Source organism: Bradyrhizobium sp. USDA 4502 (genome assembly GCF_054063355.1).
Map to the genome: position 1 here is coordinate 8,939,171 of NZ_JBSSGF010000001.1, position 26,984 is coordinate 8,966,154.

Sequence of the window (26,984 nt, forward strand, 5' to 3'; positions counted from 1 at the left end):
GTTACACCGGCACCCGCACGACGGCGCGCAGGCCGCCCATCGGACTTTCGCTGAGCATGATGTCGCCGCCATGCGAGCGGGCGATGTCGCGGGCGATCGCAAGCCCGAGCCCGGTGCCGCCTTCGTCCTGGTTGCGGGCATCGTCGAGCCGCAGGAACGGCTTGAACACTTCCTCGCGCATGTCGGCGGGGATGCCCGGCCCGTCGTCGTCGACCGTGACGTTGAGATAGCGATGGTCGCGATGGCCGGTGATCGAGATCGTGTTGGCGTGGCGCGCTGCATTGGAGACGAGGTTGGCGAGACAGCGCTTGAACGAGGCCGGCTTCACCGTGACGACGGGCAGGCCGTGGAATGCAACGGTTGCGGTGTGGCCGTGGCGCTCGGCGTCGCTGCGCAATTCCTCCAGCGCCAACGCCATGTCGGTCGGCTGCGCGACCTCGCCGGAATCGCCGCGCGCGAAGGCGAGATAATCCTCCAGCATCATCGACATCTCGTCGACGTCCTTGCGCATCGCGTCGATCTCGGGGCCTTCGCCGATCAGGGCAAGCTCGAGCTTGAAGCGGGTCAGGATGGTGCGCAGATCGTGCGACACGCCGGCGAGCATCGCGGTGCGCTGCTCGATCGAACGTTCGACGCGCGCCTTCATCTCGATGAAGGCCTGCGCCGCGCGCCGCACCTCGCGCGCGCCGCGCGGCCGGAAGTTCGGCGCCTCGCGGCCCTTGCCGAAACTTTCGGCGGCGTCGGCGAGCCGTAGGATCGGCTTGATCTGGTTGCGCAGGAATAGCACGGCGACGATCAGGAGGATCGTCGAGGTGCCGAGCATCCAGAAGATGAAGATCTCCGAATTGGAGGCGTAGGCCGCGCTGCGCTGGGCGAAGATCCGCATCACCGAATCGTCGAGCTGCACGCGGATCTCGACCAAATTGGATTTGCCGACGGTGTCGATCCAGAACGGGCGGCTGATCTGGCGGCCGAGCTGCACCGAAAGCGTCTGGTCGAGCAGCGAGAAGAACGGCTTCGGCCCCGGCGGCGGCATGTCGCCGGCGGGAAGGAAGTCGACCACCAGCTGCAGTTTCTGGGCGATGCGGCGAAGCTGCGCGCGGTCCTTGTCCTGCGGGTAGCTCTTGTAGACGTCGATCAGCGCGGCAATATCGGACACCACCGCGGCCGACAGGCGCCGCGTCACCGTGTTCCAGTGCCGCTCCATGAACACGAACGCCACCACGGTCTGCAGGATCACCATCGGCACGATCATGATCAGCAGCGCGCGCGCATAGAGGCCGGTCGGCATCCAGCTCTTGAACGCATTGCCCATCCAGCCGTTCGCCTTCGAGACGCGCTGCGAGGCGTTGCGGATCAGGGTCAGGCCGGAGTCGAGCGTGCTCATGTTCGATACTTATAGAGCGATGGGATTTCGTAGCCCGGATGAGCGAAGCGATATCCGGGGTTTGCCAACCCCGCATATCGCTTCGCTCATGCGGGCTACTTTCTGGGTCATGCTCAGGGCGAAGCCACTAGGCGATAGCCGATGCCGCGCACCGCCTGCAGAAACAGCGGATTGGCAGGATCGTGCTCGATCTTGCGGCGCAGGCGGTTGATCTGCACGTCGACCGCGCGTTCGTTGACGGTGCCGCCGGAGGTCAACTCGGCGCGCGGCACGGTCTCGCCGGGCGCGCTGGCGAGGATGCGCAGCATCTCGCGCTCGCGATCGGTGAGGTGGATGATCTCCTCGCCCTGACGCAGTTCGCTGCGCTCGATGTGGAAAATATAGGGGCCGAACGCGATCTGCTCGACGACTGCGACCTGCGGCGGCGCGCTGCGCTTGAGGATATTGCCGATCCTGAGCACGAGCTCGCGCGGCTCGAACGGCTTGGCGACATAATCGTCGGCGCCGATCTGCAAGCCCTCGATGCGGGCTTCCGCCTCGTGGCGGGCGGTCAGCATGATGATCGGCACCGTCGAGGAGCTGCGGATGAAGCGGGCGAGGTCGAAGCCGTTCTCGCCGGGCATCATCACGTCGAGGATCAGCAGGTCGAAATGCAGCCCGAGCAGCTTGGCGCGCGCATCGGTGGCGCTCATTGCCGTCGTGACCCGGTAGCCTTCGCCGGAAAGAAAGCGCGACAGCAGGTCGCGAATGCGGCGGTCGTCGTCGACCAGCAGAAGATGCGGCGCGTCGTCGGCCGGCTCGACCGGCGCGCGCATCATGGTTGCAGCCTGCACCAGCTCACTCCCTCGTTTTTCTGCCGCCGCCGAAGATCGCTTCGAGCACCTTGTCGGGATCGTCGCGGTCGATCATCGCGCGGAGGAATTGGCGAACCGTCTCGACGCCGGCCGGATCGATGCCGGCGACCGCCCGGTTGATGCGGTCGGTCTGCAGCCCCGCGAGCTTGGCGACCAGCGCCTCGCCCTTCGGGGTGGCGTAGAGCAGGCGCTGCCGGCGGTCGTTGTTGCCGGTCTTCTGCACGATGTAGCCCTCGTCGAGCAGCTGCTTGAGCACGCGCCCGAGCGACTGCTTGGTGATGCGCAGGACGTCGAGCAGGTCGGCGACCTTCAGGCCGGGATAGCGGGTGACGAAGTGGATGACGCGGTGGTGGGCGCGGCCGAAGCCGAACGCCTCCAGTTCCTGGTCGGCATCGCCGACAAAGTCGCGGTAGGCGAAGAACAACAGCTCGATGATGTCCCAGCGCAGGTCGCGCGCCCCCGCCCCAGGAGCGTTGTCGTCTCCCTGCGAATCGGGCTTGGCAGCCATGCCTGAGAAATTTATGTCAGTCATATTGACGTATCTTGGGTTCAATGTTACAAAACCGCCTGTCACGACGAAACATTAGGTCGTTTTGTCCTCGACAGCGCTTAAGGCGGCCTGAACGAGCCTGTGAGGCGGTTTGGGCCGCAAATTGGACTACCGTGCGATTGTCGAGCGGCATTTGGGCAAACATACTGGACTTCAGCATTCCGCAAAAGCATGTCTAAACGGCATGTTGGCGATGGAAGCCGGCGGCGCGGCCGGCGGTGGTGAAGTTCGGGCCAGCCGAGCCTGATGGCTCCGGGGGAAACAGGCCGGCGCCGGGTATCGCGCCGGTTCCGACAGCGGAAAGCAAGAAAAATGACTTTGAAATTTGATATCCAGCCTTCGCCGAATGCGACATCCGACAAGGATCGCGCGGCGAAGCTCGTGGACCCTGGCTTCGGCCGGGTCTTTACCGATCACATGGCGATCGTCCGCTACAGCCAGGGCAAGGGCTGGCACAGTGCCCGCATCGAGGCCCGCGCGAATTTTCCGCTCGATCCGGCCGGCGCGGTGCTGCACTACGCCCAGGAAATTTTCGAAGGCCTCAAGGCCTACAAGCGCGACGACGGCGGCGTGAACCTGTTTCGGCCGGACGCCAATGCCCGCCGCTTCCATGATTCGGCCGAGCGCATGGCGATGGCGCCGTTGCCCGAGGATTTGTTCATCGATGCGGTCGAGCAGTTGGTGCGGATCGATCGCGCCTGGATCCCGGGCGGCGAGGGCAGTCTCTATCTGCGGCCCTTCATGATCGCGAGCGAGGTCTTCCTCGGCGTGAAGCCGTCGGCCGAATACATCTTCTCGGTCATCGCCTCCCCGGTCGGCTCCTATTTCAAGGGCGGCCCTGCGCCGGTGTCGATCTGGGTGTCGGAGAATTACACCCGCGCCGCGATCGGCGGCACCGGCGCCGTCAAGTGCGGCGGCAACTACGCCGCCAGCCTGCGCGCGCAGGCCGAGGCGATCGAACGGGGCTGCGACCAGGTCGTGTTCCTCGATGCGGTCGAGCGCCGCTACATCGAGGAGCTCGGCGGCATGAACGTGTTCTTCGCATTCGACGACGGCTCGCTGCTGACGCCGCCGCTCGGCACCATCCTGCCCGGCATCACCCGCGACTCGATCATCGCGCTTGCCAAGGATGCCGGCACGCGTGTGCGCGAGGAGCCCTATACCATCCAGCAATGGCGCGCTGACGCCGCCAGCGGCAAGCTGAAGGAGGCGTTCGCCTGCGGCACCGCGGCCGTCATTTCGCCAATCGGCAAGGTGTGCTCGGCGAGCGGCGACTTCCAGATCAGCGGCGGCGTGGCCGGCCCGGTCGCCATGGGCCTGCGCAAGAAGCTGGTCGACATCCAGTACGGTCGCACCAACGACCCGCATAACTGGATCAGGAACGTCCAGTGACGGACGCAACGTCATTCCGGGGCGAGGCGCAGCATCGAACCCGGAATCTCGAGATTCCGGGTTCGCGTCGTTCGACGCGCCCCGGAATGACAGCGTAGCGGCACCGGTTGCCGCCTTGCGCGCCGGCTGGTAAACGGCCGCTCATGGCCGAGAAACCCAAAAAACCCCAGAAAATGAAGGCGCGCCTGCCGCGCGGGCTGGAAGATCGCGGCCCGGCCGCGATCAATGCCACGCGGGCGATGGTCGAGAAGATCCGCGCCGTCTACGAGCTCTACGGCTTCGAGCCGGTGGAGACGCCGGCGATGGAATACACCGACGCGCTCGGCAAGTTCCTGCCCGACCAGGACCGGCCCAATGAGGGCGTGTTCTCGTTCCAGGACGATGACGAGCAGTGGATATCGCTGCGCTACGACCTCACCGCGCCGCTGGCGCGCTATGTCGCGGAAAACTTCGACGCGCTGCCGAAGCCTTATCGGTCGTATCGGTTCGGCTATGTCTTCCGCAACGAGAAGCCCGGTCCCGGCCGCTTCCGCCAGTTCATGCAGTTCGACGCCGACACGGTCGGCTCGGCGACGCCGGCGGCCGACGCCGAGATTTGCATGATGGCGGCCGACACGATGGAAGCGCTCGGCATTCCGCGCGGCTCCTATGTCGTGAAGGTGAACAACCGCAAGGTGCTCGACGGCGTGCTCGAGGCGATCGGCCTCGGCGGTGAGGAGAATGCGGGCCGCCGTCTCACGGTGCTGCGCGCGATCGACAAGCTGGACAAATTTCCCGCCGACGAGGTTCGCAAGCTGCTTGGTCCCGGACGATGGGATGGCGGCGAAGAAGGCAAGGGCGACTTTACCAAGGGCGCCGACCTGAGCCCCGCGGATGCCGATATCGTCCTGGCCGTCACGCAGCAGCGCGACGATTGGCGAGAGGCGATTGCTGCGGCGGAGACCTATCTGGCGAAGAGCGAAGTTGGTCAGGCCGGCGTGAGCGAGCTCGAGGAGATCGCCAAGCTGGTCGCGGCGTCCGGCTATGGCGCGGATCGCATCCGCATCGATCCCACCGTTGTTCGCGGCCTCGAATACTACACCGGCCCGGTCTACGAGGTTGAGCTGCTGCTCGACACCAAGGACGAGAAGGGCCGCCCGGTGCGGTTCGGCTCGGTCGGTGGCGGCGGCCGCTATGATGGTCTGGTCTCGCGCTTCCGCGGCGAGCCGGTGCCGGCAACCGGCTTCTCGATCGGCGTGTCGCGCCTGCAGGCGGCGCTGACGATGCTCGGCCAGCTCGACACGCAGGCCGAGTTCGGTCCTGTCGTCGTCACCGTGTTCGACCGCGATCGCGTCGCCGACTACCAGAAGATGGTCGCGCAGTTGCGCCAGGCCGGCATCCGCGCCGAGCTCTATCTCGGCAATCCGAAGAACATGGGCAACCAGCTCAAATATGCCGATCGCCGCAACTCGCCCTGCGTGATCATCCAGGGCTCGGACGAGAAGGCGCGCGGCGAGGTGCAGATCAAGGATCTGATCGAGGGCGCCAAGGCCGCCGCTGCGATCGCCTCCAACCAGGAATGGCGTGAGACGCGTCCGGCGCAGTTCTCCTGCGCGGAGGCCGATCTGGTCGCCAGGGTCCGCGAGGTCCTGGCGCGGCATGACGTGGCGTGGGGATAGCCATTCGCTTGTGACGTCATGCCCGGCCTTGTGCCGGGCATCCACCTCTTGTTTGATGCGCGGCGACGTGAATGGCCGGGAGGAGCCCGGCCATGGCGACAACAAGAGGGAGAGCAACAATGCCTGAGATCACCGTGAGCATGGCCGCCGGCCGCACCGACGAGCAGAAGCTCGGCATGATGCGCGACATCACCCAGGCACTGGTGAAGAATCTCGGCGTCGATGCCGACGCGGTCGTGATCCAGATCAACGAAGCGCCGCTGCATCACAAGATGAAGGGCGGCAAGTCGTTCGTCGAGCGCGCGGCTGCGGCGAAGAAGTGACGCGCGAAAGCGCGTCATCCCGGGGCGCGCATTAGCGCGAGCCGGGGATCTCGATCAAAATCTCCAGATTCCCCGATGCGCGATTGCGCACCTGAGGTTCACGCTTCGCGTGCCCCGGAATGACGAGCAAGGCATCCATGGACGCACGCGATTTCATCAGGATCGGCATGAGCGCCGAGCGCATGCTCGTGGTGCCGCCGGAGCGCACCGTCGGGCATTTCGTGCCGGGCATGCCGATGGTCTATGCGACGCCGATGATGATCCTCGAGATGGAGATGGCGTCGGGCGATGCCATTCGCGCCGCGCTGCAGCCCGGCTGGGTCACGGTCGGGACCGAGGTCGATATCCGCCATCTCGCCGCCGCGCTGGTCGGCGCCACCGTGCGGACGACCTCAAAAGTGATCGCGGTCGAACGCCGCGTGATCCGCTTCGAGGTCGAGGCCTTTGAGGGCTCGCGCAAGCTCGGCGAAGGCCGCCATGCCCGCGGTCTGATCAATGTCGAAAGCTTCAACAAGCGGCTGGCCGGGACGTCGGGTTCGGCGCAGTAGGCGGCCTGTGTCGTTGGTCCGGCGAACTCGTCATGCGCGGGCCTGACCCGCGCATCCATCAAGGAAGAAAGCGTCCTTGTTCGATGGATTGCCGGGTCAAGCCCGGCAATGACGGTGCATGCGCTACTTCGCCAACTCCCTTGAGCGCCTTGTCGCGGCGGCAATCGCGCGGGTCATCAGCGGCTGCATGCCGTCACTGGCCATCAGCACCTCGAGCGCCGCAGCCGTGGTGCCGCCGGGCGAGGTGACGTTCTGCCGCAGGGTCGCCGACGGCAGATCCGAGCGATGCAGCAACTCGCCGGAGCCGGCGACGGTCGCCCGCGCCAGCGTGGTCGCGAGCTGCTCGGGCAGGCCGGCCGCAACGCCGGCGCGCGCCAGCTCCTCGGCGAGCAGGAAGACATAGGCAGGGCCCGAGCCGGAGACCGCGGTCACCGCGTCCATCAGGCTCTCATCGTCGACCCATTCGACGAGCCCGGTCGCTTTCAGCAGCGCATCGGTCATCGCGCGCTGCCCGGCGGTGACGCGCTTCGACGGTACAGCGACGGTGATGCCGCGGCCGATCGCTGCCGGCGTGTTCGGCATCGCGCGCACCACCGCGCCGCCGACAACCTCTTCCAGCGCTGACATGGTCGTGCCGGCCATGATCGAGACGACGAGTGTCGAGGGACCGACGAAGGATTTCAGTGCGGCGCCGGCGTCGCGGAACGATTGCGGCTTCACCGCGACGACAAGCGTGTCGACCGTGCCGAGATCCTTCGCCTGCGGATTGAGCCGCACGCCCTTTGCGGCAAGCACGGAAATCTCCGGCGAGAGATGCGGGTCGATCACCGCGACGCGCTCGGGTGCAAGGCCCTGCGCGAGCCAGCCGGTCAGCATGGCGCCGCCCATCTTGCCCGCGCCCGCGAGCGCGATGGTGCCGGTCGAGTTTTTCAGTGCGCTGCTCGTGCTCACAGGCGTCTCCACAAACCCGGTGTCGTCCCGGCGAAAGCCGGGACCCATAACCACAGGCGGTTCTAGTGAAGTGAAGCGCGAGCCACAAGCTGCCAAATGTCATTGCCGGGCTTGACCCGGCAATCCATCGGAATGAAAGCAGCTTTGTCGGATGGATGCGCGGGTCAAGCCCGCGCATGACGATTGAGTCCGTGGAGCTTACGCCTCGCCCTCGGTATCGAACATCGCCGCGGCCATCGCGTCGGCGGTCGACTTGCCGGCCCACACCACGAACTGGAACGCCGGGTAGTAGCGCTCGCAGGCGTGGATTGCGTTGACCACCATGGCCTCGCACTGCGCGGTGGAGGCGGTGAGGCCGCCGGGCAGCACCAGCGCCTGACGGTGCATCACCATGCCGGTGTGGGTCCACAGATCGAAATGGCCGACCCACAATTGTTCGTTGATCGCGGCGACCAGCCGCTGCACCTCGGCGCGGCGCGCCTGCGGCATCTTCATGTCGAAGGCGCAGGCGAGATGCAGCGCCTCGATCTCGCCCATCCAGGTGAACGAGAGCTGATAATCGATCCAGTCTCCCTTGGAGACGATCGTCACCTCGTCTTCGCCGGAACGCTCGAACGCCCAGTTGTTGTCGGTGGCAATATCTTCGACCACCGCAAGCGGGTTATTCCGGGAATCGATAATGCTTTCGAGGAGGGACATGCCGTCTCGGACCTTGTTCTTATGATCGCTTGATACGCACACGGAAGCCGGCACTTGCGACATACTGCGTCGTGGCCGAGTGCAGTTCCTGATGCGGGCTTCCGGATGCCCCTGGACCTGACGCCGATGAAGTGATGTGATTTGCGGAATCCGCGCAACCGCACGCCGAGTCCGTCCACAGCCAAAGCGCGCATCGTCCACAGCTGATCTCCGCCACATCTGTGATTTTGAGAACAAATCGGAATCTAGGCGTTTGCGTAACGCTTTGTTAACCATTTGCCGGCGCTTCGCCGCGCCTGTGAATCAGCTGTCGGGCCCTCGCATCAACCTCGCAGAGCCGCAACGCGCTCATGGGGACATGCCGTTTCCCCATGCCAAAGGCCTTGCCCGGCTGTCGCGCTTTGGTCATATTTCTCCTCAGGCACGTCCATCCCGGGCGTGCCGAGTTCTCAGGGCGGGGTGAAAATCCCCACCGGCGGTAAGGGTGATGAGCCCAAGCCCGCGAGCGCCTTCCTCCGCGAAGCCGGCGGAAGGGTCAGCAGATTCGGTGCAATTCCGAAGCCGACGGTTACAGTCCGGATGAAAGAGAACGGTTGCGGCAGCCAACGCGATTTTCGCGTGGGCTCGTGTCGTTGTCCGTGTGCCCTGATTCTGGTCCTGAAAGAGGAAAGCCATGAATCAGATGTTGCAAGATCAAGACGTTCAAGCTTCTCAAGTCCAAACCCCCCAGGCAGAAATCGCTCCCGATACGCCGGCCAATCCGCCGACGCCGGAGCATCCGCACTTCGCAAAGCCGCAGCGCGTTGCCTTCGTGCAGTCGTCCTGGCATCGCGACGTGGTGGAAGAGTGCCGCATCTCCTTCCTGAAGGAGATCGAGGCGCGCCATATCACCAATGTCGACGTGTTCGAGGTGCCGGGCTCGTTCGAGATCCCGCTGCATGCCCAGCTGCTGGCGAAGACCCGCCGCTACACCGCGATCGTCGCGGCCGGGCTCGTCGTCGATGGCGGCATCTACCGCCACGAATTCGTCGCCGACACCGTGATCAAGGCGCTGATGGATGTGCAATTGCGCACCGAGGTGCCGGTGTTCTCGGCGGTGCTGACGCCGCAGCAATTCCACGAGACCGAGGTGCATTACGAGTTCTTCCGCAAGCACTTCGTCATCAAGGGGATCGAGGTCGCGGAAGCCTGCGCCAACACGCTGCTCAGCCTCGAGCGTCTGCGCGGCCAGGTCGCGGCGGGGATCCCCGGCTAGCATCGGCGGAAAAGCGATTCCGGCATGCGTGCCGGGATCGCTCTCGCCTGCGGCGCGTTCGGTTATGCTTGCGGCATAAAACCAAAACGCGCGGGAGGCGCCCCATGACCGAACAACATTCTTCCGACTGGCTCGGCCTGTCGGGCCGCGTTGCCGTCGTCACCGGCGGAGGCGGCGGTATCGGCCGCGCCATCGCCGTCAGTTTCGCGCGGGCCGGCGCCAGGGTCGCCGCGCTCGATCGCGACGAGCGCTCCCTTGCGGAGACCAAGGCAAAGCTTGGCGAGTTCGGCGACGGTCATCTCGTCGCGACCTGCGACACGACCAGCGAGGACAATGTCGCGGCAGCCGCCGACGCCGTCGCGCGCACGCTCGGCGCTTGCGACATCCTCGTCAACACAGCGGCGGTGCTGCGCCCGGGCGGGCTCGACACGCTGCCGCTCGCGGAGTGGAATGCGGTGCTGGCGGTCAATCTCACCGGCTATTTCATCTGCGCCCAGGCGTTCGGCCACCAGATGCGCAAGGCCGGACGCGGCAGCCTCATCCACGTCGCCTCGATCGCTGCCAGCAATGCGCAGGGGCAGAGCGGCGCCTACAGCGTCAGCAAGGCCGCGGTCGTCATGCTCTCGCAGCAACTCGCCGCCGAATGGGGGCCGCATGGCATCCGCAGCAATGTGGTCAGCCCCGGCCTTGTCGTGACGCCGATGAGCCAGGCCTTCTACGACACGCCAGGGGTCACCGAGCGGCGCACCGCCGTGGTGCCGATGCGCCGGATCGGCGCACCGCAGGACATGGCGGACGCGACCCTGTTCCTGGCCAGCGACCGCTCGTCATACGTCAATGGTGAGGAGATCATCGTCGATGGCGGCTATGCGCGGACGCTGATGAGCCACGTTCCACGGCCGGGGTTTTAGCGGGGTGGCTGCCACATACTCGGTGTCGTCCCGGCCTTGAGCCGGGACCCATAACCACCAATGCGAATTGATTGACAACGCTGGAGCCACAGCCTTCGCAACAACAAGGCCTGTGGTTATGAGTCCCTGCTTTCGCAGGGACGACAGCAAATATCGATTTAATCGAACAGGCTCGAAACCGACTCTTCCGCCGCGGTGCGGCCGATCGCTTCGGCGATCAGGCCGGCGATGGAGATCTGGCGGATGTTCGGCGCCTTGTTGACGGCCTCGGTCGGCAGGATCGAGTCGGTGATGACCAGTTCCTTCAGCCGCGACGAGGCGATGCGCGCGGCGGCGCCGCCGGACAGCACGCCGTGGGTGATGTAGGCCGAGACTTCCTTGGCGCCGTGCGCGATCAGCGCCTCGGCCGCATTCACCAGAGTGCCGCCGGAATCGACGATGTCGTCGACCAGGATGCAGTTGTAGCCGGCGACGTCGCCGATCACGTTCATCACCTCGGACTCGCCGGGGCGCTCGCGGCGCTTGTCGACGATGGCGAGCGGGGTGTTGATGCGCTTGGCGAGGCCGCGGGCACGCGCCACGCCGCCGACGTCGGGCGACACCACCATCACCTTGGCGAGGTCGAACTTTTCTTTGATGTCGCGCACCATCAGGGGCGCCGCGAACAGGTTGTCGGTCGGGATGTCGAAGAAGCCCTGGATCTGGCCGGCATGCAGGTCGAGCGTCATGACGCGGTCGACGCCGGCGTGCGAGATCAGGTTGGCGACCAGCTTGGCCGAGATCGGCGTACGCGAGCCGGACCTGCGATCCTGCCTGGCGTAACCGAAATAGGGCACCACCGCGGTGATGCGGCGCGCCGAGGAACGGCGCAGCGCGTCGGTGATGATCAATAGTTCCATCAGATTGTCGTTGGCCGGAAACGACGTCGACTGCAGGATGAACATGTCCGAGCCGCGGACGTTCTCCTGGATCTCGACGAAGATCTCCATGTCGGCGAAGCGCCGGACCACGGCCTTGGTCAGTTCGATGCCAAGTCCCTTGGCGATGTCCTGCGCCAGCGCAGGATTGGAGTTGCCGGCGACGAGTTTGATTGATCCGTTCTTTGCCGACATCGATGCTTCCCCCCGCGCCTTGCTGGATACGACGTTCAGCATCTCAAGTCCTTACAGAACCGGCGGGTTTTCGGTGCGCGAGGGAATATCAGGCAGGCGCATCCGATGGCAACCCATTAGCCGGCTTTGGCCGCCGTTTTCCTGGGCAAAAAACGCATTTCCCCGGGCGATAACGGGGTTTAGTCGGCGGAATAGCCGAGCGCCACGGTCTCGGGCGCGGCGGCGGCCGGGGCGCTTGCCACCGTGGGCCCGCGGAGGTCCGGTGCCGGGGCGGGCGCGGGGCTGTCCGCCGGGCCGCCATTGATCATGCCGGACAGGCCGCTGAGGCCGGCCTGGGCGATCTTGCGCAGCACTAGGTCGTCGGCGGCGGCCCACGCGTCGCGGCCGGCCTTGCCGGCGGGCTCCTCGCCGGAGAGCCGCAGCGCGCGTTGCTGGTTGCTGTCGTAGACGTCCCACACCCAAGCGATCATGGTGCGGCCGCGCACCACCTGCGCCGACAGATAGCTGCGCACGCGATAGGCGGCAGCGCCCTGGCGCGACACGATCGACAGGCTGCGCAGCTTGGACTCGCTGTCGAGCACGCCGACCATGCGGTCGAACACCTGGGGCGGCGGGCCGTCGATCGATTCGAACGCAACGGTTGCGCCGCTGCTTGCCGGCGTGGCCATGGCGTAGGAGTCGGCCACGTTGCCGCCGGCCGCGCAGCCGCCAAGCGCGCACGCGACCGCGAGCCACGAACATGCGATCGCGGCACGCACGGCTGTCCCAGTTTGAAACTGGCGGTTCGACGCTTCCCTCATTGCATCCTGCGATATCGTTAAAACGGCTTAACGTCTAGGGCAGGACGGCCACAGCACTTAACCGATCCGGGCGGCGCGCCACGAGGTTTCGGATTTCCCTGCTCAGTCAGAGAGATGGTGCCGCATGGCTGCGGTGATCCAGGCCCATTCGCGGTTCGGGCTCGCGTCCGGCGATTGCCCGCGCATGATGGCGACGAGCTCCCAATAGCGCGCCGCACGGGCATCGTGCAGGGCATATTTGCCGCGGATCCAGTTGCGGAATTCCAGATCAGGTTTTCGCTTCAGCAATCGCGCCGATGTTTCCAGCCAGTCGCGCGCCAGCGCCTGGCCGGCCTCCGACGTCGGGCCGAGGTCGCGCGCGATAATCTCCTTGGCTCTCGCCAGCACGGTTTCGTTGGCCGCTTGCCAAGCGGCGAGATCCAGCACGTGGTGATTCCAGACGTCCTCCGCGTTGGCGCGGATGTTGGCGACGAGGGAAGGGTCGTTGAGCATTTCCGAAAGCTCGATCCAGGCATCGCACTGCTCGGGCGTCGGCTCGTCCGGCAATTCGGGCACGCTGGTCTCGATCATCTGCCGGATCCATTTCCGGTCGATGTTGATGCCGTCGGACACTTTCTCGAAAAAGCGTTCGACGACGTTGCGGCGCTCGGTGCGGGACAGCTGCGTCATGGTCAAAAATCTTCTCAAGTCTGCTTCGGTGAGTTGCGGTGAACGCAACGCAGCCCGTAGGGCCGAGGCGACGCGGCGCTGTGCCGCGATCTCCGCTTCCAGCGTCTCGAGGCGAAGCTGCAGCGCCTCGACCAGCGAGAGTTCCTTGGTCAGAACCTCACGGATGGCATCGAGACCGAGCCCCGCATCGCGCAGGCAGCGGATCAGGTCGAGGCGAACCAGTTCGTCGTCGGTGAAGACGCGATAGCCGCTCGCGGTGCGGCCGGCCGGCGGCAGCAACCCCTGGTCCGAATAGAAGCGGAGCTTGCGGACGGAAATTCCGCTGAGCCGCGCCGCCTCGCCGATGCTGTAGGTGCGTTGTGTCATGCGCCGCTTGTCCGGTCTCCAGCAGGTGGAGAGTCAAGACGCTTGTCGCACAAAAATCGCGGGAGTGCCCGGCGTCAGCCTTCCAGCGCGATGGCGTGAACGAGCCGGCCGTAATCGGCTTCCTTGCGATGCACGGAGCGGCGGTAGCTGAAGCAGCGCTCGTCGGAATAGGTGTCGATGCCGAGATCGTCGATCATCAGCACGCCGGCATTTTCCAGCCGCATGCGGATGAAGCCGGCAAGATCGAACATCGCGTGTCCGTCGCGTTCGGCGGGCATGAAGAACATGCCGTTCTCCGCATCGGCCTCGATGAAGCGTTCGACGAATTCGTTGCCGACCTCGTAGGACTCCTTGCGGATCAGCGGGCCGATGGCGGCGACGATGCCGCCGCGCTCGGCGCCGAGCTTCTCCATCGCGTCGATGGTCGATTCCAGCACGCCGGTCAGCGCGCCCTTCCAGCCGGCATGCGCCGCGCCGATCACCCGCGCATTGGGATCGACGAACAGGATCGGGCCGCAGTCGGCCGTCGTGACCGATATCGCAAGGCCCTCGGTGCGCGTGACGAGCGCGTCCGCCTTCGGGCGCGCGGCGCCATTCCATGGACCGGTCACGGCCACGACGTCAGGCGAGTGAACCTGATGCACGCTGACGAGGTGATCGAGCGGCACGCCGAGCTGCGCCGCTATCCGCCGTCGGTTCTCCGCGACCTTGGCCGGATCGTCGCGCGAGCCGAGCCCGCCATTGAGGGCGGCATAGATGCCCTCCGACACGCCGCCCTCGCGCGAGAAGAAGGCATGGCGCAGGCCCGGAATGGACGACAGCAGCGGTGATCCTAATGTCATTGTTCGGTCTCGTCAGGCTGATCGCTCAATCCGGCGATCGAGGTGAGGCGCGGGTCGGAGATGGCCATGACCTTGAACATCGAGCCCATCCCGCCTCGTCCGGAATCGGTCAGCCGCTTCAGCGCACCGGCGACGTCGGCGGAGACTTCGGGGCTTGCTTTCGCCATCAGTCCGGCCGCACGGGCCTCGACGCCGAGGCGCTTGAGGAAGTCGCCCTGCGTCGCCGGTCCGTGGACGCGCGCGCCGACATCCTCGGCGGCGCGCGCCAGGGCCTGGAAATCGACATGCGCGGTCACGTCGGCCTGTCCCGGGTTCTTCAGCGGGTCGGCGAAGCTGTGGCGCGCGATCGCCTGGAAGGTGTCGCCGGCGTCGCTGCGCAGATGGCCGTAATCGATGATCAGCGCGGCGCCGTCCTGGTCGCGCAGCCGCGTGGCGAGCTTCATGATCTCGTTGTCGGGCCGCCATTCGAACACCGCGCCGAGCGGGGCGGCGCGCACCAGCGGCGGCAGCAGCACCTCGAAATGCGGCGTCGGCTCGGGCGCGGGAGCGAAATACAGATTGCCATTGGCATCCATCCCGACGGTCCGCTCGTGCCAGCCGGTCTCGCGCCGGACCATCTGGTGAATCGGCAGCACGTCGAAATATTCGTTGGCGAGGATCACCGCCGGTCCCTCGGGCACGTCATCGATGCTATCGTGCCAGGTGATGTTGCGCACGCCCGCCAGCGTCGCGTACTGCTTCTCGCGCAGCACCGGGTTGACCTCGACGAGGTGGATGCTGAGCGACTGGTAGAGCGGCGGCAGCACGCGTAGCGCACGGAGCGCGTCGGACATCATGGTGCCGCGGCCGGGCCCGAGCTCGATCAGGCGGAACGTCTCCGGCGAGCCGATCGCGCGCCAGATCGAGGCGCTCCACAGCCCGAGCAGTTCGCCGAACATCTGGCTGACCTCGGGCGCCGTGGTGAAATCGCCCTCGCGGCCGAGCGGATCGCGCGACAGATAGTAGCCGTACCGCGGATGCATCAGGCACAGTTCCATGTAGCGCCAGACCGGCATAGGCCCGGACAGCTTGATCAGCTTCCTGATCTCATCCAGCAGCGGGGAGGGTTCGTTCACGGCCTTCCTTGGATTGCACTTGCTTTAGATTGAACTTGTTCAGGTTGAACTCGGTGCCGGACCGTTCGCCCTGCGGCGGACGGCGGCCGTGATGATGATAACGCCCACGATGATCATTGGCACCGACAGCAGCATGCCCATGGTAAGTCCGCCCCACAGGAATCCGAGTTGCGGGTCGGGCTCCCTGAAGTGCTCGCCGATGATTCGGGCAACGCCGTAGATCGTGATGAAGCTGCCGAGGATCAGGCCGGGACGCTTGAGCGCGCCCATCCGGATCATGATCGCCAGCGCCGCAAACAGCACGATGCCCTCGAGCCCGGCTTCGTAGAGCTGGCTCGGATGCCGCGGCAGCGGCCCGCCATTGGGGAAGATCATGGCCCAGGGCAGGCTCGGATCGGCGTGACGGCCCCATAATTCGCTGTTGATGAAATTGGCGAGCCGGCCGAGGAACAGCCCGATCGGCGCGACCGCGGTGGTGATGTCGCCGAGCGACAGGATCGGGATGTTGTTGCGGCGGGCAAACAGCATCACCGCGGCGACGCAGCCGAGGAAGCCGCCATGGAACGACATGCCGCCCTTCCACAATTCGAGGATTTCGGCCGGATGCGCGATGAAGAAGGGCAAATTGTAGAACAGCACATAGCCGGTGCGGCCGCCGACGATGATGCCGATGGTGACCCAGAGGATGAAATCGTCGAGCTGCGGCAGCGTGATCGGTGCCGGGCCGCCCCACAGCCGCTCCTTCTTGATCAGCGAGCGGGCGTAGATCCAGCCCAGCACGATGCCGACGATGTAGGCCAGCGCATACCAGCGGATCACGATCGGCCCGAGCGAGAGCGCGACGGGATTGAACACCGGAAAGTCGATCAGCAGGAACGGCATCGTGCGTCTTGAGGCTCAGCCCACGAGGTTGCGCCGGTAAAGCGCGAGGAGCCGCTCCCAATGGCGTTCGGCGGCGTCGCGGTCATAGACCGGACGCTTGGGGAACGCAAAGCCGTGATGCGTGCCGGGATAGATCTCGACCTCGTTGTTCGATCCCTTCATGCCGGCCTTCACCTGCTCGATGATGTCCTGTGGCGCGTAGATATCGGTCTCGGCGCAGGCGAAATAGAGTTCGGCCTTTGTCTTTTGCGCGGCAAGATGCGGACTGTCGGGCTGGTCGGTCGCCAGATGCGTGCCGTAGACCGAGGCGGCGGCCTTCACGCGATCGCCGAAATGCGTCGCCGCGTTCACCGCATAGCGGCCGCTCATGCAATAGCCGACGGTGCCGATGATCCTGGTGTTGGCGGCCTTCTGCGTCTCGGCATAGGCGAGCAGGCCCTTGGTGTCTTCCATCACCAGCGGAATGTTGAGCGAGTGCATCAGCTCGAACATGCGCTTGCGCTCGGGCGATTCCGGATCGGGATTGATCGGGCCGAGCTCCATCACGCCGGCGCGGTAATACATATTGGGCAGCATCACATAATAGCCGGACGTGCCGAGCCGACGCGCCATGTCGCGCAGCTCCTCGCGGATCGCCGGCGCGTCCATGTAGAAGATGACGACGGGGAAGGGGCCGCCGCGCTCGGGATGGGTGATGAAGGTGGTGGTCTTGCCGTCCTTGGTCGGGATCTCGACGGTCTGGTCGATCATGGCGTTTCTGCTCGCGTTATGTGTGCGATTTCTGTTGTGAGTTCATACGATTGCAAGGAAACCGGAGCATGACAAGGCAAGCCTCGGGAGGCCTGCCATTCGCGGCGGACTTGAACCGGATGGCTGAGATCGCCATTGTCTTTGGCGCGAGGCAGTGAACGCGGAGAGTTTTGCGAGATGACCCAGACCAGCAACCGGTTTTTCGATGAGATCGGCCGTCTGATGAACGATGCCGCGGGCGCCGCCCAGGGCGTCAAGCGCGAGGTCGACACGGTCATGCGCAACCAGGCGGAACGGATCCTGCGCGACCTCGACGTGGTCAAGCGCGAGGAATTCGACGCGGTCAAGGACATGGCCCGCCTGGCGCGCGAGGAGAACGAGGCGCTGAAGGCGAGGATCGCGGCGCTGGAAGCCAAGCTCGGCGGTACGGCCGGCTGAAAAGGCCCGGAGCGCAGCCCCGTAGCCCGGATGGAGCGAAGCGCAATCCGGGGCCGGCCCCGCGGAGGCAGTGGTCCCGGATTTCGCTTCGCTCCATGCGGGCTACGATCCTCGCTCGGTAACCCAAGAAAAATCCCTTCATTTCCTTGTCATTTCGGCCCTTTGGGGCTAAAAGCCCGCCACGTCCGCGGCCCCCGCACCCCTGGAGGCTTGCTGTGGACCTGAGCATGGGCCGCGCTGCGGCCTTTAACTTTTTAAATACAAGGACTTAACGCTATGGCGACCGTCAAGGAATTGAAGGCGACCGCGCGTCCGAAGAGCGGCAAGGGGGCCGCCCGGGCAGAGCGTCGCGCCGGGAGAGTTCCCGGAGTGATCTACGGAGACAACCAGCCCCCCGTCACCATCTCGGTCGACGACCGTGAACTGCGCCAGCGCATCCTGGCGGGCCGGTTCCTCACGACGCTGTTCGATATCGATCTCGAGGGCAAGAAGCACCGCGTGATTCCGCGCGACTACCACCTCGACCCGGTGAAGGACTTCCCGGTCCATGTCGACTTCATGCGGCTCGGCGAAGGCGCCACCATCCGCGTCAGCGTGCCGCTGCACGTCGTGAACGCGGAAACCGCCCCCGGCATCAAGCGCGGCGGCACCGTGAACATCGTCACCCACGCGCTCGAGCTCGAATGCGCGGTCGACAACATTCCGCAATACATCGAAGCCGATGTCGGCAGCCTCGAGATCAGCCACTCGCTGCATCTCACCGACATCAAGCTGCCCAAGGGCGTGAAGTCGCTGACCCGCGAGGACGCGACCCTGGTCACCCTCGTGCCGCCGTCCGGCTACGCCGAAGAGCAGAAGGCCGCGGCTGCGGCTGCTGCCGGTGGCGCTGCTCCGGCCGCGGGTGCTGCAGCTCCGGCCGCTGCGGCCGCTCCGGCTGCGGGTGCTGCAGCTCCGGCCGCGGGTGCCAAGGCTCCCGCCGGTGGCGACAAGAAGAAGTAACCGATCAGGTCGGCGCGCGATCGTCTGATGGCGCGCCGACGCGGGATGCCGCGCCATGCGCCTTTTTGTCGGTCTCGGTAATCCCGGCGCGAAATACGCCAGCAACCGGCACAATATCGGTTTCCTGGCGGTCGAAGAGATTGCACGGCGTCATGGTTTCGCACCATGGCGCCGTCGCTTTCAGGGCGAGACCTCCGAGGGCGTCGTCGATCGCGAGAAGGTCGTGCTGCTGAAGCCGACCACCTACATGAACGAGTCCGGGCGCGCGGTGCAGGAAGCGGCGAACTTCTTCAAGCTCGCGCCCTCCGACATCACCGTGTTCCAGGACGAGCTCGAACTGCCGCCGGCCAAGGTGCGGGTCAAGATCGGCGGCGGGATCGCCGGCCACAACGGCCTGCGCTCGATCTCCGCGCATATCGGCAACGAGTACCGGCGGGTGCGGCTCGGGATCGGTCATCCCGGCGTCAAGGAGCTCGTGCACAGCCACGTGCTGTCGGACTTCGCCAAGAGCGACCGGGCGTGGGTGGAGGCCCTGTGCCAGGCCGTCGCCGACAATGCCGGCCTGCTGGCTGCGGGGCACGACGCGTCGTTCGCCAACAAGGTGCATCTGACGATGCAGGCCAAGGGATTTTTCGACAAGGGTGAGAACGGCGGCGAGAAGCCGGCCTGATCTCCCTTATTCGTCATCGGCACGAGCCCGCCATGACGAACCAGAGAATATTGAGGAAGACATGGGATTCAAATGCGGGATCGTCGGGCTGCCTAACGTCGGCAAGTCGACGCTGTTCAATGCGCTGACCGAGACGGCGGCCGCCCAGGCGGCGAACTATCCGTTCTGCACCATCGAGCCGAATGTCGGCGAGGTGGCGGTGCCCGATCCGCGGCTGGAGAAGCTCGCGGCGGTCGCGAAGTCCGCGCAGATCATTCCGACCCGGCTGACCTTCGTCGACATCGCGGGCCTCGTCCGCGGCGCGTCGCAGGGCGAAGGTCTCGGCAACCAGTTCCTCGCCAACATCCGCGAAGTCGACGCCATCGCCCATGTGGTGCGCTGCTTCGAGGATTCCGACATCACCCATGTCGAAGGCAAGATCGCGCCGCTCGCCGACATCGAGACCATCGAGACCGAGCTGATGCTGTCCGATCTCGACAGCCTCGAGAAGCGCGTCGACAACCTCTCGAAGAAGGCCAAGGGCAACGACAAGGAAGCCAAGGAGCAGCTCGAGCTGGTCAACCGCGCGCTGGTGTTGCTGCGCGACGGCAAGCCTGCCCGCGGACTGGAACGCAAGCCGGAGGAGGAGCGTGCGTTCCGCATGCTCGGGCTCTTGACCTCGAAGCCCGTGCTCTACGTCTGCAACGTCGAGGAAGGCTCGGCCAAGGACGGCAACAATTTCTCCAAGGCAGTGTTCGAGCGCGCCAAGGAGGAGGGCGCGGTCGCGGTCGTGATCTCGGCCAAGATCGAATCCGAAATCGCGACGTTGTCGCGTGAGGAACGCACTGACTTCCTGGAGACGCTGGGTCTGGAAGAGGCCGGCCTCGATCGGCTGATCCGCGCCGGCTACCGGCTGCTCGATCTCATCACCTATTTCACCGTCGGCCCGAAGGAAGCCCGCGCCTGGACCATCGACCGCGGCACCAAGGCGCCCGCTGCCGCCGGCGTGATCCATACCGATTTCGAGAAGGGCTTCATCCGTGCCGAGACCATCGCCTATGCCGACTACATCGCCGGCAACGGCGAAGCCGGCGCGCGCGATGCCGGCAAGCTGCGGCTTGAAGGCAAGGAGTACGTCGTCGCCGACGGCGACGTCATGCATTTCAGATTCAATACCTGAGCATCGATTTCGAGAGAGCTTTTTCCCCACGTCGTCCCGGCGAAGGCCGGGACGACACTGAGTGTGCGGGTGGCGCTCTTTCCCACGTCGTCCCGGGCAAGCGAAGCGCGACCCGGGACCCATAAGCACAGGGTCGTGTTGTTGAAGCGAGCTGTGGCCCCAGCGCGCTTCATCGCCACGTCCTGTGGTTATGGGTCCCTTGCTTTCGCAGGGACGACATCGAGTATGGGGCGGCGCTCGCCTCACCTATCCGCGCGCCCGATCACGTCCATCAGTTCGGCGATCTTGCGCCGCTGGTCGGCCTTGTCGCCGGACGAGATCGCATGCTCGACGCAATGCGCCACATGATCGCGCAGCACCTCTTCCTCGACGCGGCGCAGCGCCGCGCGCGCGGCCGCGATCTGCGTCACCACGTCGATGCAATAGCGGTCGTCCTCGACCATGGCGGCCAATCCGCGGATCTGACCTTCGATCCGTTTGAGCCGTTTTAAGCAGGATGTCTTGACCTCGTCTCTCATAGGTCTCATATACCCCCCTAGGGTATCTAAATCAAGAGGTCGGGTTACCGGCCGGGAAGAGTTTCGTGGCACACGCAAAGCACGACCATTCGCACGCGGATCATCACCACAATGGCGCGGCCGCGCATTCCTGCTGCTGCGGCAAGCATGATCACGACACGCCGCCGGCCGAGGCGGCGTTCGCTATCGATCCGGTCTGCGGCATGAAGGTCAATCCGGTGACCGCCAAGCACCGCTTCAGCTACCAGGGCGAGGAGTACCTGTTCTGCAGCGGCCGCTGCCGCGAGCGCTTCGAAGCCGACCCTGAGAAGTATCTCAAGCCGCGTGAAGAGGAGCCGCCGGCGCCCGCGGGCACCATCTACACCTGCCCGATGCATCCCGAGGTGCGCCAGGTCGGCCCCGGCAGCTGCCCGATCTGCGGCATGGCGCTGGAGCCCGAGCAGGTCTCGCTCGACGACGGTCCCGATCCCGAACTGATCGACATGACGCGGCGGTTCTGGATCGGCCTCGCGCTGACCTTGCCGGTGTTCGTGCTCGAGATGGGCAGCCATCTCGGACTGATGCAGCTGGTGCCGCTGCACTGGTCGAACTGGGTCTCACTCGTGCTGGCGACGCCGGTCGTGCTGTGGGCCGGCGCGCCGTTCTTCGTGCGCGGCTGGCAGTCGCTGGTCACCCGCAATCTCAACATGTTCACGCTGATCGCGATGGGCACCGGCGTTGCCTATGTCTACAGCGTGGTCGCGACGCTGGCGCCGCAGCTGTTCCCGCCCGCGTTCCGCGACATGCACGGCGCGGTCGCGGTGTATTTCGAGGCGGCAGCCGTGATCACGGTGCTGGTGCTGCTCGGCCAGGTGCTGGAATTGCGCGCCCGCGCGCAGACCTCGGGCGCGATCCGCGCGCTGCTCGGTCTCGCCCCCAAGACCGCGCGGCGCATCACCGAACATGGCGACGAGGACATCGACATCGACGCGATCAAGGTCGGCGACCGCCTGCGCGTGCGGCCGGGCGAGAAGGTGCCGGTCGACGGCGTCGTCATCGAGGGCAGTGCGGTCATCGACGAGTCCATGGTCACAGGCGAGTCGATGCCGGTCACGAAAGCCGAAGGCCAGAGGGTGATCGGCGGCACCGTCAACCAGAGCGGCGGCCTCGTGATGCGCGCCGAGAAGATCGGCCGCGACACCATGCTGTCGCGGATCGTCGACATGGTGGCGAAGGCGCAGCGCTCACGCGCGCCGATCCAGCGGCTGGCCGATCGCGTCGCCGGCTGGTTCGTGCCGGCGGTGATCGCCGCTGCCGCGCTCGCCTTCATCGCCTGGACGGTGTTCGGCCCCGAGCCGCGCCTGACCTTCGCGCTGGTCGCCGCCGTCACGGTGCTGATCATCGCCTGCCCCTGCGCGCTGGGGTTGGCGACGCCGATGTCGATCATGGTCGGCGTCGGCCGCGGTGCGCATTCCGGCATCCTGATCCGCGACGCGCAGGCGCTGGAGCGGATGGAGGCGATCGATACGCTGGTCATCGACAAGACCGGAACGCTCACCGAGGGCAAGCCGAAGGTCGTGCGCGTCATTGCTGCCGAAGGATTCGACGAGAGCGATCTGCTGCGCGTTGCCGCCAGTGTCGAGCAGGGCAGCGAGCACCCGCTGGCGCAGGCGATTATCGCCGCTGCCAGGGAGCGCAAGCTCGCATCCGCCGCCGTCAGCAATTTTGCCTCGCCCTCCGGCAAGGGCGCGACCGGCACGGTCGAGGGCAGGCAGGTTGCGCTCGGCAACGCGGTGCTGATGGCCGAGTTGAAGATCGCGACGGCAGCGCTCGACGAGGCGGCCGAGGCTGCACGGCGGGACGGCGCGACGGCGATCTATGTCGCGGTCGACGGCCGCATCGCCGGGGTGATCGCAATTGCCGATCCGGTCAAGCCGTCCGCGACCAGCGCGCTGCAGGCACTGCGTGCCGAGGGCCTGCGCATCGTGATGCTGACCGGCGACAACGAGACAACCGCGCGGGCGGTGGCAAAGACGCTCGGCATCGACGACGTCGAGGCCGGCGTTCTGCCGGAGCGCAAGAGCGAGGTCGTGCAGCGGCTGCGCGGCGAGGGGCGCACCGTCGCGATGGCGGGCGACGGCGTCAATGACGCACCGGCGCTCGCCGCCGCCGATGTCGGCATCGCGATGGGCGGCGGCACCGACGTCGCGATCGAGAGCGCCGGCGTCACGCTGCTCACCGGCGACCTGATGGGCCTGGTGCGCGCGCGGCGGCTGTCGGTCGCGACCATGCACAACATCCGCCAGAACCTGGCATTCGCCTTCGTCTACAACGCGGCCGGCGTGCCGATCGCGGCCGGCGTGCTGTATCCGCTGTTCGGCATCCTGCTGTCGCCGATGGTCGGCGCCGCCGCGATGGCGCTGTCTTCGGTCAGCGTGATCGGCAATGCGCTGCGGTTGGCGAGGACGAGGCTGGATTGAGCCAGCAAGATCGGTAGCCCGGATGAAGCGCAGCGTAATCCGGGGCCGGTCTCGCCACGTGGAGATGCCCCCGGATTTCGCTGCGCTGCATCCGGGCTACAAGACTTAGGCTGGCAGCAGCAGCTGCGCGCGGCGCTCTATCTCGGCATCGAGCCAGGTTGCGAGATCCTCGCTCACCGCGACCATCGGCAGCCGCACCTCGGGGCTGTCGATCAGCCCCTGTCGCCACAGCCAGTGCTTGGCCGGCGCGGGGCTCGGTTCGGCGAACAGCAGCCTCGTCAGGCCGACGACGCTCTGCCAGGCGGCCAGCGCCGCGTCGCGCTGGCCCTGCTGCAGCAGCGTGCGGATCGCAGCGAAGGTGTTCGTTTCCAGATGTGCGGACAGCAGGATCGCGCCGTCGGCGCCGTCCGAGAGCGCATCGAAGGTTTGCGCGTCCTCGCCGGTCAGCACGCGAAAGCCGGCCGGCCGGCGGTTGAGGAAGTCGATCGACTGCGCGCGGTCGGCGCAGCAATCCTTCATGCCGGCGATGTTCGGATGGTCCGCGAGCGCCAGCAGCGTCTCGTTGGTCAGGTTCACCGCCGTGCGATAGGGGATGTTGTAAAGCACGATCGGCCACGACGCGTGATCGGCGAGCGCGTTGAAGTGCTGCACGAGCCCGCGTTGCGAGGGCCTGATGTAATAGGGGCTGGCGATCAGATAGCCGTTGATCGGCCAGTCGGCCGTATCATCCAGCGCTTCCTTCATCCGGGCGGTCGAGGCGCCGGAGAGCCCGAGACAGACCGGCAAATGGCGGGAGCTGGCACTGAGCTCGTCGAGCACGACGCTCACCAGCCCCTCCAGTTCGTCCACGCTGAGCGCCATGCCCTCGCCGGAGGTTGCGCCGAGAATGAACCCGTCGACGGGGCCATTGGCGTAGTGCCGTACGAGACGCCGCAGCGACGTGACGTCGAGCTCGCCGTTACGGAATGGCGTGATCAAAGGCAGCCAGAGGCCCTGCAATTGCTGATGTAGATCGGTCATGTTCCATCTCCTTAAGAAGGCAAAGCCGGAGACGGGACCAACAAAAAACCCCGTCCAGGCGGCGGGGTTTCGGGATCGGTCTGAATGCGAAGGTGATCTTATCGCGCGCGATCTCGTGTCCCCGGGAGGGGAGCTTTTTTCGACGACAGAACGGCGCACGAAGTCGTGATCATTGGATAATGATGCTGCGCTGCGAGGTTGTTGTCAATGCACATGCTGATCGGCGCGTGCGGCGCGTTTTGCGCATGACGTGGAGGTGAAAAGGCACGGCGATGAAAAAAAGCCGGGCTCGAGTGAGCCCGGCTTAAGGTATTGGCCACGTGAGGCCGACACAATCACCTTCCAAGAGGGATTACTGAACTTCCGCGCCACTGGAGGAGGGGGACATATGCGCGACGCGAACGCTCAGCGTGTAAGCACTATGATCCCCATCGACGGCTTGCAGCAACTATCCAGGTCGCATGTCAGTCATGCGGAGACCGGGGGCAGCACGGATATCCCTATAAAGCAGCCCTATAAGGGCGGCTTAATCACGACGGCCAGCGCTGCGCCTTGCTGACCACGAAGTCGCGGAACACCTGCACCCGGGCCACCGTCTTCAGCTCTTCCGGATAGACGAAGTAGGTGTCGAGCGCGATCGAGTCGGACTCGCCGAACAGCTGCACGAGGTTGTTCTGTTCGACCAGATAGTCCGGCAGCGCGGCGATGCCGAGGCCCTGCTGGCAGGCGCGCACGAGGCCGAGGATGTTGTTGACCTTGAAGTAGGGCTCGCGCGGACCGGAGCCGTTGCGGCCGGCATCGATCAGCCAACTGCGGTTCTGCAGATGCGCCGGCACCTGCGAGTCGCCGAGCATGATGATGCGGTGCGAGTCGAGATCATCGAGCGTGCGTGGCGTGCCGAAGCGCTTGATGTATTCCGGCGAGCAGTAGGCATGGAAGCCGATCGAGAACAGCTTGCGCTGGATCAGGTCCGGCTGGGTCGGCTTGCGGGTGCGGATCGCGACGTCGGCCTCGCGCATCGAGAGGTCGAGATCCTCGTCGGTGACGATCAGCGAGATCCGGATGTCGGGATAGAGCGCGGTGAACTCGTCGAGCCGCGGGATCAGCCAGTTGATGCCCAGCGCCGGCGGCGTCGTGATCTTGAGGTCGCCGCTCGGCCGCTCGCGGCTGTCGGTGAGCTTTGCGCGGGCCGCCTGCAGCTGCATGAACACGTCATGCGCGGTGCGGAACAGGAGGTCGCCCTGTTCGGTGAGGATCAGGCCGCGGGCGTGGCGGTGAAACAGCGACACCGAGAGCTCCTGCTCCAGCGCGCTGACCTGGCGGGAGACCGCCGATTGCGACAGGCCAAGCTGTTCGCCGGCATGAGTGAAGCTGCCAGCCTCCGCCGCTGCGTGAAAGACCTTCAGCTTGTCCCAATCCATATCCGTAAATCCGTCGCGAGATCGTGCCATGATTATTCCGCCGCTGCGCGATCGCTCGCGCGAAGAGCCAGGAAGCGTTCCGCCTCGAGCGCAGCCATGCAGCCGAGGCCGGCGGCGGTGACCGCCTGCCGGAAGGTTTCATCCGCCACGTCGCCCGCGGCGAACAGGCCGGGCATCGAGGTCGCGGTGGAGTTCGGCGCAACCTCGACATAGCCCGACGGTTTCAGCTTGATCTGGCCTTTGACGAGCTCCGTCGCCGGCGCATGGCCGATCGCGATGAAGACGCCGTCGGTTTTGAGGTTCGTGAGCGCGCCGGTCTTGACGTTCTTTAGCCGCACATGGGTGACCTTGTTCGGGTTCTCCGATCCGCAGATCTCGTCGATTGCCGAATCCCACACCACCTTGATCTTGGGATGCTTGAACAGCCGCTCCTGCAGGATGCGCTCGGCGCGGAAATGACCGCGGCGATGCACGATGGTGACCTGGGAGGCGTGATTGGTCAGGTACAGCGCTTCCTCGACCGCGGTGTTGCCGCCGCCGACCACCACGACGTCCTTGCCGCGATAGAAGAAGCCGTCGCAGGTCGCGCAGGCCGACACGCCGCCGCCCTGGAACTTCTCTTCCGAGGGCAGGCCGAGCCAGCGCGCCTGAGCGCCGGTGGCGAGGATCACGGTCTCGGCAAGATAGACGTCGCCGGAATCGCAGGTCAGGCGAAACGGGCGCTGGCCGAGTTCCAGCTTGTTGACGTGATCGGTAACGATCTTGGTGCCGACATGGGCCGCCTGCTTCTCCATCTGCTCCATCAGCCAGGGGCCCTGGATCACATCGGCGAAGCCGGGATAGTTCTCGACGTCGGTGGTGATGGTGAGCTGCCCGCCCGGCTGGATGCCCTGGATCAGCACCGGCTCGAGCATCGCGCGTGCCGCGTAGATCGCTGCGGTGTAGCCGGCGGGGCCGGACCCGATGATGACGACCTTGGCGTGGACAGGCGCGGGCATTAGCTGATCCCTCTCTGCTGGGGACTTTGACGGGGACTTGTGTGGGAAGCACCCCGGAAGCAGGTCACGGCGGTGCTGAAAGTGTCAAATCCAAGTCTAAGATATCTGGGAAGCTATGCAAGATTTGCAATCCATGGCAGCGATTTTTCCCCGGAACTGAAGTCACATTCGCGAAATCGTGCGCTGCACGCGCAATAAAATTGCGCAATGCCAGCGGGCTGCGCTATGAGAGTTGCCG

The 26,984-nt window shown here is 65.6% G+C and carries 27 protein-coding genes and 1 riboswitch; of the genes, 11 read left to right on the top strand and 16 right to left on the bottom strand.

Features of this window, described 5'->3' with window-relative positions; genetic code table 11:
• Position 1 precedes the first annotated feature (1 nt).
• The 3 genes from ACVW1B_RS41730 to ACVW1B_RS41740 all read right to left on the bottom strand — a co-directional run bounded on the left by ACVW1B_RS41730 (position 2) and on the right by ACVW1B_RS41740 (position 2,773).
• Positions 2 to 1,387 (bottom strand): ATP-binding protein, encoded by a 1,386-nt coding sequence (locus ACVW1B_RS41730; RefSeq protein ID WP_028333083.1) that lies wholly within the window; start codon positions 1,385 to 1,387, stop codon positions 2 to 4.
• A gap of 113 nt (positions 1,388 to 1,500) precedes the next feature.
• Positions 1,501 to 2,205, bottom strand: a complete 705-nt coding sequence (locus tag ACVW1B_RS41735) for a response regulator (protein WP_375166656.1) — start codon at positions 2,203 to 2,205, stop codon at positions 1,501 to 1,503.
• A gap of 19 nt (positions 2,206 to 2,224) precedes the next feature.
• Complete coding sequence (locus ACVW1B_RS41740) at positions 2,225 to 2,773, bottom strand: MarR family winged helix-turn-helix transcriptional regulator (RefSeq protein ID WP_375166630.1); 549 nt, start codon at positions 2,771 to 2,773, stop codon at positions 2,225 to 2,227.
• A 330-nt stretch (positions 2,774 to 3,103) separates the two neighbouring features.
• On the opposite strand from ACVW1B_RS41740, the gene ACVW1B_RS41745 reads away from it, so the two are divergent.
• The 4 genes from ACVW1B_RS41745 to ACVW1B_RS41760 all read left to right on the top strand — a co-directional run bounded on the left by ACVW1B_RS41745 (position 3,104) and on the right by ACVW1B_RS41760 (position 6,712).
• The gene (locus tag ACVW1B_RS41745; RefSeq protein WP_456777606.1) at positions 3,104 to 4,183 is read left to right on the top strand and encodes a branched-chain amino acid aminotransferase; all 1,080 of its coding nucleotides are present in this window, start codon (positions 3,104 to 3,106) and stop codon (positions 4,181 to 4,183) included.
• 143 nt (positions 4,184 to 4,326) lie between these two features.
• Positions 4,327 to 5,841 carry a histidine--tRNA ligase gene (gene hisS, locus ACVW1B_RS41750; protein WP_456777605.1) on the top strand — a complete coding sequence of 505 codons (1,515 nt, stop codon included), beginning with the start codon at positions 4,327 to 4,329 and terminating at the stop codon, positions 5,839 to 5,841.
• 119 nt (positions 5,842 to 5,960) lie between these two features.
• Positions 5,961 to 6,164 carry a tautomerase family protein gene (locus ACVW1B_RS41755; RefSeq protein WP_018269806.1) on the top strand — a complete coding sequence of 68 codons (204 nt, stop codon included), beginning with the start codon at positions 5,961 to 5,963 and terminating at the stop codon, positions 6,162 to 6,164.
• 137 nt (positions 6,165 to 6,301) lie between these two features.
• A complete protein-coding gene (locus ACVW1B_RS41760) occupies positions 6,302 to 6,712 on the top strand; it encodes a thioesterase family protein (protein WP_253604206.1) in 411 nt (136 codons plus the stop codon).
• Between the two features lie 123 nt (positions 6,713 to 6,835).
• On the opposite strand, the gene proC is transcribed toward ACVW1B_RS41760, so the two are convergent.
• Together proC and ACVW1B_RS41770 are read right to left on the bottom strand one after the other, a co-directional pair.
• Positions 6,836 to 7,711: a pyrroline-5-carboxylate reductase gene (proC, locus tag ACVW1B_RS41765; RefSeq protein WP_456781768.1), complete on the bottom strand. Its 876-nt coding sequence runs from the start codon at positions 7,709 to 7,711 to the stop codon at positions 6,836 to 6,838.
• Between the two features lie 150 nt (positions 7,712 to 7,861).
• On the bottom strand, positions 7,862 to 8,362 hold the full coding sequence (locus tag ACVW1B_RS41770; protein WP_456777604.1) for a YbjN domain-containing protein: 501 nt from the start codon (positions 8,360 to 8,362) through the stop codon (positions 7,862 to 7,864).
• A gap of 441 nt (positions 8,363 to 8,803) precedes the next feature.
• A riboswitch (FMN riboswitch) is annotated at positions 8,804 to 8,957 on the top strand.
• Between the two features lie 78 nt (positions 8,958 to 9,035).
• On the opposite strand from ACVW1B_RS41770, the gene ACVW1B_RS41775 reads away from it, so the two are divergent.
• Positions 9,036 to 9,617, top strand: coding sequence for a 6,7-dimethyl-8-ribityllumazine synthase (locus ACVW1B_RS41775; protein ID WP_283064504.1), 582 nt, complete (start codon positions 9,036 to 9,038; stop codon positions 9,615 to 9,617).
• Positions 9,618 to 9,721: 104 nt separating this feature from the next.
• The gene (locus ACVW1B_RS41780) at positions 9,722 to 10,528 is read left to right on the top strand and encodes an SDR family NAD(P)-dependent oxidoreductase (protein ID WP_456777603.1); all 807 of its coding nucleotides are present in this window, start codon (positions 9,722 to 9,724) and stop codon (positions 10,526 to 10,528) included.
• A gap of 158 nt (positions 10,529 to 10,686) precedes the next feature.
• Here the strand turns inward: ACVW1B_RS41780 and ACVW1B_RS41785 are convergent, their stop codons facing one another.
• The 7 genes from ACVW1B_RS41785 to ACVW1B_RS41815 all read right to left on the bottom strand — a co-directional run bounded on the left by ACVW1B_RS41785 (position 10,687) and on the right by ACVW1B_RS41815 (position 17,064).
• Positions 10,687 to 11,640, bottom strand: coding sequence for a ribose-phosphate pyrophosphokinase (locus ACVW1B_RS41785; protein ID WP_028344316.1), 954 nt, complete (start codon positions 11,638 to 11,640; stop codon positions 10,687 to 10,689).
• A gap of 179 nt (positions 11,641 to 11,819) precedes the next feature.
• A complete protein-coding gene (locus ACVW1B_RS41790; protein ID WP_310879671.1) occupies positions 11,820 to 12,440 on the bottom strand; it encodes a hypothetical protein in 621 nt (206 codons plus the stop codon).
• A 102-nt stretch (positions 12,441 to 12,542) separates the two neighbouring features.
• Positions 12,543 to 13,475 carry a MerR family transcriptional regulator gene (locus tag ACVW1B_RS41795; RefSeq protein WP_092089027.1) on the bottom strand — a complete coding sequence of 311 codons (933 nt, stop codon included), beginning with the start codon at positions 13,473 to 13,475 and terminating at the stop codon, positions 12,543 to 12,545.
• Between the two features lie 74 nt (positions 13,476 to 13,549).
• Positions 13,550 to 14,317: a peptidoglycan editing factor PgeF gene (pgeF, locus tag ACVW1B_RS41800; RefSeq protein WP_456777602.1), complete on the bottom strand. Its 768-nt coding sequence runs from the start codon at positions 14,315 to 14,317 to the stop codon at positions 13,550 to 13,552.
• A complete protein-coding gene (locus ACVW1B_RS41805; protein ID WP_456781767.1) occupies positions 14,314 to 15,372 on the bottom strand; it encodes a class I SAM-dependent methyltransferase in 1,059 nt (352 codons plus the stop codon). The genes pgeF and ACVW1B_RS41805 overlap by 4 nt, the downstream gene beginning before the upstream one ends.
• Positions 15,373 to 15,471: 99 nt before the next feature.
• On the bottom strand, positions 15,472 to 16,314 hold the full coding sequence (gene lgt / locus ACVW1B_RS41810) for a prolipoprotein diacylglyceryl transferase (protein ID WP_057016609.1): 843 nt from the start codon (positions 16,312 to 16,314) through the stop codon (positions 15,472 to 15,474).
• Between the two features lie 15 nt (positions 16,315 to 16,329).
• On the bottom strand, positions 16,330 to 17,064 hold the full coding sequence (locus ACVW1B_RS41815) for a dienelactone hydrolase family protein (RefSeq protein ID WP_057016608.1): 735 nt from the start codon (positions 17,062 to 17,064) through the stop codon (positions 16,330 to 16,332).
• Between the two features lie 177 nt (positions 17,065 to 17,241).
• On the opposite strand from ACVW1B_RS41815, the gene ACVW1B_RS41820 reads away from it, so the two are divergent.
• The 4 genes from ACVW1B_RS41820 (at position 17,242) to ychF (ending at position 20,330) form a co-directional block, all read left to right on the top strand.
• A complete protein-coding gene (locus ACVW1B_RS41820) occupies positions 17,242 to 17,502 on the top strand; it encodes an accessory factor UbiK family protein (protein ID WP_050384261.1) in 261 nt (86 codons plus the stop codon).
• Positions 17,503 to 17,778: 276 nt separating this feature from the next.
• Complete coding sequence (locus ACVW1B_RS41825; protein WP_283064486.1) at positions 17,779 to 18,501, top strand: 50S ribosomal protein L25/general stress protein Ctc; 723 nt, start codon at positions 17,779 to 17,781, stop codon at positions 18,499 to 18,501.
• A gap of 55 nt (positions 18,502 to 18,556) precedes the next feature.
• Entirely contained in the window at positions 18,557 to 19,171 is a 615-nt protein-coding gene (pth, locus tag ACVW1B_RS41830) for an aminoacyl-tRNA hydrolase (RefSeq protein WP_253604190.1), read from the top strand.
• A gap of 61 nt (positions 19,172 to 19,232) precedes the next feature.
• On the top strand, positions 19,233 to 20,330 hold the full coding sequence (ychF, locus tag ACVW1B_RS41835; RefSeq protein ID WP_057016605.1) for a redox-regulated ATPase YchF: 1,098 nt from the start codon (positions 19,233 to 19,235) through the stop codon (positions 20,328 to 20,330).
• A 242-nt stretch (positions 20,331 to 20,572) separates the two neighbouring features.
• Here the strand turns inward: ychF and ACVW1B_RS41840 are convergent, their stop codons facing one another.
• Entirely contained in the window at positions 20,573 to 20,848 is a 276-nt protein-coding gene (locus tag ACVW1B_RS41840; protein ID WP_018269815.1) for a metal-sensitive transcriptional regulator, read from the bottom strand.
• 65 nt (positions 20,849 to 20,913) lie between these two features.
• Between ACVW1B_RS41840 and ACVW1B_RS41845 the strand changes: the two genes are divergently transcribed.
• Positions 20,914 to 23,307, top strand: a complete 2,394-nt coding sequence (locus ACVW1B_RS41845; protein ID WP_456777601.1) for a heavy metal translocating P-type ATPase — start codon at positions 20,914 to 20,916, stop codon at positions 23,305 to 23,307.
• Positions 23,308 to 23,412: 105 nt separating this feature from the next.
• On the opposite strand, the gene ACVW1B_RS41850 is transcribed toward ACVW1B_RS41845, so the two are convergent.
• The 3 genes from ACVW1B_RS41850 to trxB form a co-directional block, all read right to left on the bottom strand.
• Complete coding sequence (locus tag ACVW1B_RS41850; protein ID WP_253604181.1) at positions 23,413 to 24,327, bottom strand: 4-hydroxy-tetrahydrodipicolinate synthase family protein; 915 nt, start codon at positions 24,325 to 24,327, stop codon at positions 23,413 to 23,415.
• Between the two features lie 530 nt (positions 24,328 to 24,857).
• The gene (locus ACVW1B_RS41855) at positions 24,858 to 25,778 is read right to left on the bottom strand and encodes a LysR family transcriptional regulator (protein ID WP_026192264.1); all 921 of its coding nucleotides are present in this window, start codon (positions 25,776 to 25,778) and stop codon (positions 24,858 to 24,860) included.
• A 2-nt stretch (positions 25,779 to 25,780) separates the two neighbouring features.
• On the bottom strand, positions 25,781 to 26,746 hold the full coding sequence (trxB, locus tag ACVW1B_RS41860) for a thioredoxin-disulfide reductase (RefSeq protein ID WP_456777600.1): 966 nt from the start codon (positions 26,744 to 26,746) through the stop codon (positions 25,781 to 25,783).
• Positions 26,747 to 26,984 lie beyond the last annotated feature (238 nt).

Excerpts from the sequence above, each read along its gene's own strand:
- ACVW1B_RS41730 (WP_028333083.1), bottom strand. The coding sequence starts at position 1,387 with ATGAGCACGCTCGACTCCGGCCTGACCCTGATCCGCAACGCCTCGCAG.
- ACVW1B_RS41735 (WP_375166656.1), bottom strand. The coding sequence starts at position 2,205 with ATGATGCGCGCGCCGGTCGAGCCGGCCGACGACGCGCCGCATCTTCTG.
- ACVW1B_RS41740 (WP_375166630.1), bottom strand. The coding sequence starts at position 2,773 with ATGACTGACATAAATTTCTCAGGCATGGCTGCCAAGCCCGATTCGCAG.
- ACVW1B_RS41745 (WP_456777606.1), top strand. The coding sequence starts at position 3,104 with ATGACTTTGAAATTTGATATCCAGCCTTCGCCGAATGCGACATCCGAC.
- hisS (WP_456777605.1), top strand. The coding sequence starts at position 4,327 with ATGGCCGAGAAACCCAAAAAACCCCAGAAAATGAAGGCGCGCCTGCCG.
- ACVW1B_RS41755 (WP_018269806.1), top strand. The coding sequence starts at position 5,961 with ATGCCTGAGATCACCGTGAGCATGGCCGCCGGCCGCACCGACGAGCAG.
- ACVW1B_RS41760 (WP_253604206.1), top strand. The coding sequence starts at position 6,302 with ATGGACGCACGCGATTTCATCAGGATCGGCATGAGCGCCGAGCGCATG.
- proC (WP_456781768.1), bottom strand. The coding sequence starts at position 7,711 with ATGGGTCCCGGCTTTCGCCGGGACGACACCGGGTTTGTGGAGACGCCT.
- ACVW1B_RS41770 (WP_456777604.1), bottom strand. The coding sequence starts at position 8,362 with ATGTCCCTCCTCGAAAGCATTATCGATTCCCGGAATAACCCGCTTGCG.
- ACVW1B_RS41775 (WP_283064504.1), top strand. The coding sequence starts at position 9,036 with ATGAATCAGATGTTGCAAGATCAAGACGTTCAAGCTTCTCAAGTCCAA.
- ACVW1B_RS41780 (WP_456777603.1), top strand. The coding sequence starts at position 9,722 with ATGACCGAACAACATTCTTCCGACTGGCTCGGCCTGTCGGGCCGCGTT.
- ACVW1B_RS41785 (WP_028344316.1), bottom strand. The coding sequence starts at position 11,640 with ATGTCGGCAAAGAACGGATCAATCAAACTCGTCGCCGGCAACTCCAAT.
- ACVW1B_RS41790 (WP_310879671.1), bottom strand. The coding sequence starts at position 12,440 with ATGAGGGAAGCGTCGAACCGCCAGTTTCAAACTGGGACAGCCGTGCGT.
- ACVW1B_RS41795 (WP_092089027.1), bottom strand. The coding sequence starts at position 13,475 with ATGACACAACGCACCTACAGCATCGGCGAGGCGGCGCGGCTCAGCGGA.
- pgeF (WP_456777602.1), bottom strand. The coding sequence starts at position 14,317 with ATGACATTAGGATCACCGCTGCTGTCGTCCATTCCGGGCCTGCGCCAT.
- ACVW1B_RS41805 (WP_456781767.1), bottom strand. The coding sequence starts at position 15,372 with ATGCCGGTCTGGCGCTACATGGAACTGTGCCTGATGCATCCGCGGTAC.
- lgt (WP_057016609.1), bottom strand. The coding sequence starts at position 16,314 with ATGCCGTTCCTGCTGATCGACTTTCCGGTGTTCAATCCCGTCGCGCTC.
- ACVW1B_RS41815 (WP_057016608.1), bottom strand. The coding sequence starts at position 17,064 with ATGATCGACCAGACCGTCGAGATCCCGACCAAGGACGGCAAGACCACC.
- ACVW1B_RS41820 (WP_050384261.1), top strand. The coding sequence starts at position 17,242 with ATGACCCAGACCAGCAACCGGTTTTTCGATGAGATCGGCCGTCTGATG.
- ACVW1B_RS41825 (WP_283064486.1), top strand. The coding sequence starts at position 17,779 with ATGGCGACCGTCAAGGAATTGAAGGCGACCGCGCGTCCGAAGAGCGGC.
- pth (WP_253604190.1), top strand. The coding sequence starts at position 18,557 with ATGCGCCTTTTTGTCGGTCTCGGTAATCCCGGCGCGAAATACGCCAGC.
- ychF (WP_057016605.1), top strand. The coding sequence starts at position 19,233 with ATGGGATTCAAATGCGGGATCGTCGGGCTGCCTAACGTCGGCAAGTCG.
- ACVW1B_RS41840 (WP_018269815.1), bottom strand. The coding sequence starts at position 20,848 with ATGAGAGACGAGGTCAAGACATCCTGCTTAAAACGGCTCAAACGGATC.
- ACVW1B_RS41850 (WP_253604181.1), bottom strand. The coding sequence starts at position 24,327 with ATGACCGATCTACATCAGCAATTGCAGGGCCTCTGGCTGCCTTTGATC.
- ACVW1B_RS41855 (WP_026192264.1), bottom strand. The coding sequence starts at position 25,778 with ATGGCACGATCTCGCGACGGATTTACGGATATGGATTGGGACAAGCTG.
- trxB (WP_456777600.1), bottom strand. The coding sequence starts at position 26,746 with ATGCCCGCGCCTGTCCACGCCAAGGTCGTCATCATCGGGTCCGGCCCC.